Genomic DNA, 2,743 nt, shown 5'->3' on the forward strand with positions numbered 1-2,743 from the left:
CAATTTTCTTATATATTTTCTCACCTTTGACTATTTCTTCATAGTAGTGTTCATAAGGGGTGAACCTGATAGATTCTTGCCTTCCTAAACCCAAAATACCAAAGGTGCAAAGGCTATTATAAAACAGTTCGTGTACCCGTTTTTGAAGTACCTGATTGAAATATATCAGGACGTTACGGCAAAGGATGACATTAAACTCGTTAAAAGAGCTATCAGTTGCTAAATTATGCTGGGCGAAAACAACGTTTTCTCTTAGAGATGAGCGAAATATAGCGTTATCATAAGCTGCTGTATAATATTCTGAGAAAGACTTCTTGCCACCTGCTTTCAGATAAAGTTGAGTATATTCTTGCATGAGTTTTAGGGGGAAAATCCCACTTTTGGCACTTTGTAATACCTTCTCATTAGTATCAGTGGCATATATGCGGCAACGGTGGTAAAGCCCTTCTTCTTGTAGTAAAATTGCCATTGAGTAGACTTCTTCACCAGTCGAGCATCCAGCGTGCCAGATGCGAATAAACGGATAGGTTTGCAAGAAGGGGATAACTTGATTTCTAAAGGCGTGATAAAAGCTGGGATCGCGGAACATTGATGTTACATTCACTGTCAGAGCAAGCAAAAATCGTTCCAAATAGGCACGGTTGTGAAGTAACCTTTCTTGCAATGCAGAAACATTTGCTAACCCCTCTAATTCCATGAAGCCCTGAATGCGGCGCTTGAGTGAGGAAAGAGCATAATCACGAAAGTCATAACCATAGTACTGATACACACCTTCCAAAAGCAGATGTATTTCTATATCCTCCAAGGTTGGCTTGGGTAAAGTCATAGTACGAATTAGCATATATGTTGAGCCAGTTATTTAAATGTGCTGGCAATACAACGAGTTAAGCTGCTTGGAGTTAGCCAAACAAATATTTCCCAAAACACCTGATGGAGAAAAAATTATTCACATTTTAAGTGGTAGGATTTTTCTAACCCAAGTAAATCTTACGCCGAAAATAGCTTGCTGGATCTATTAAATTTGATAACGGTGCTACTTATGGGTTTGGGTTTCACCTAATGGCTGTTATTCCTAAAGCAGCGATCGCTATTATTGAAATCCCAACTAGCCATCTCATCTGGTAGCGCAGATTTTTAATCTCTTGGCTCAGATTTTCTCTCTGTGGTATGGGATATGGTTGAAGTTCTGCAACTTCAACAGCTATTTGTTGGGGTATCTTTTGGGTACTTTCAAAAGTTACCTGCGTATGTAGCCAATTAGTAATTAGTTGAGGACAGTTTTTCTTAAACCAATTTAAAGCCAAAGTTCTAAAAACTGGTTTGGACATTCGCGCAATTAATTTCATCACCCTGTTTAGGGGTTTTAAGCGAAGCTTTTGGTTGATCAGATTGACTGAACCAACATCATAGAGACAATCCAGAATTAGTTTCACAGTGGCTTCTTCACTGTTAATCAAGTTTTGCAGTAAAAGCAGAACATCGTGCATACGCTCTGCTTCAATTACCTTTTCTGCCAAGGTCTCTGGAGGATTTACTGAAGAACTTACGGTTGTATTTAGGGCGTTTCGTCTTACTATTGTCATGTTAGTAACATAGCAGTCATAATAATTTAAGTACACCTGTCTACCGAGAGAAAGATTTTTTATCTAGAGAAAGAACCTAAAAGCCAAAATTTGTTCGTGAGACACATGATTATATCGTGTCTGTAAAAAGGCTATTTGTCTAGTTCCTATGAAACTTTTATCCACTTCTGACTGAGAGCATTGTTTTGAAGGAATAAAACAGCTTGTAATCAGATATTGCACTGATGTTAATGTCAATTTTATAACAAACTGCTCCAGACACAGAGAACTAGAGCGGGAAAGGGGTACAGAAGTAATTGAATATCAATCTAAAATTGAAATATCTATCAAGCTTGCGATGGGATCATCATGACCAGCGAAAAAATAACGGTGCAGTCTTTGTATACTGTCACTGATGAAGAATTAATGCTGATGAGTTCGCAAAACCCAGAACTGCGGTTTGAACGCAATGCTAATGGAATGTTAGAAACTATGCCCCCAACTGGTGGAATTTCTGGTAATCGAGAAATAAAAGCAGGAGCCTATTTGTTGAATTGGGTAGAAAGTCAGGATTTAGGTGAAGTTTTTAGTTCAAGTACAGGTTTTAGATTAGCAAATACGGCAGTGCGTAGACGCGTAGCGGCTTGTCGTTAGACATCGCCTGATGCTGCTTTTGTAGCTAAAGGACGTTTGCCAGAAGGTTGGGATGAAGAAGAAGACAAATTTATTAATTTAGCACCCGACTTTGTAATTGAAATTCGTTCTAAAAACGATAGCTTGGCAAAACTTAAAGCCAAGATGGAAGAATATATTAGTAATGGTGTTCAATTAGGATGGTTAATTGATAGTAAAAATCAGCAAGCTTTTGTTTATCGCCGGGATGGTTCAATTACTCAATATCCAGCTACGGCAGTATTAAGCGGTGAAGATATTGTGCCTGGTTTTACCTTGCTTTTAAGAAAATTATTATAAAATTGACCATATTCTATATCAATTTGATACAAGGATACGCCAATCCAAAAATTTATTTAAGACTACCCTACAAGCTTTATCCTGGGTGCATCCCAGTTTTTATTTTGCTCTTGAGAATAACTGTCATTGCGAACGCGAGTGCGTCTCGTAGAGAGGAGGAACGACGAAGCAATCTCATGGACTCGTTTTGACCTGAAGAATTTTGCGAT

Annotated in this window: 2 protein-coding genes and 1 pseudogene; 1 reads left to right on the top strand and 2 read right to left on the bottom strand. The window is 38.2% G+C overall.

From position 1 onward, the window contains the following. Together LC574_RS34635 and LC574_RS34640 are read right to left on the bottom strand one after the other, a co-directional pair. On the bottom strand, positions 1-826 hold an 826-nt coding region (locus tag LC574_RS34635; protein WP_229458137.1), incomplete at its 3' end, for a protein-glutamate O-methyltransferase CheR. 226 nt (positions 827-1,052) lie between these two features. Then, complete coding sequence (locus tag LC574_RS34640) at positions 1,053-1,583, bottom strand: hypothetical protein (protein ID WP_229458136.1); 531 nt, start codon at positions 1,581-1,583, stop codon at positions 1,053-1,055. A gap of 405 nt (positions 1,584-1,988) precedes the next feature. Here LC574_RS34640 and LC574_RS34645 point away from each other — a divergent pair. Further along, positions 1,989-2,534 (top strand): annotated as a pseudogene (locus LC574_RS34645) (Uma2 family endonuclease). The last annotated feature ends 209 nt before the right edge of the window (positions 2,535-2,743 follow it).

The sequence above is a fragment of the Nostoc sp. CHAB 5715 genome, from assembly GCF_020829685.1.
GTDB lineage: Bacteria > Cyanobacteriota > Cyanobacteriia > Cyanobacteriales > Nostocaceae > Nostoc.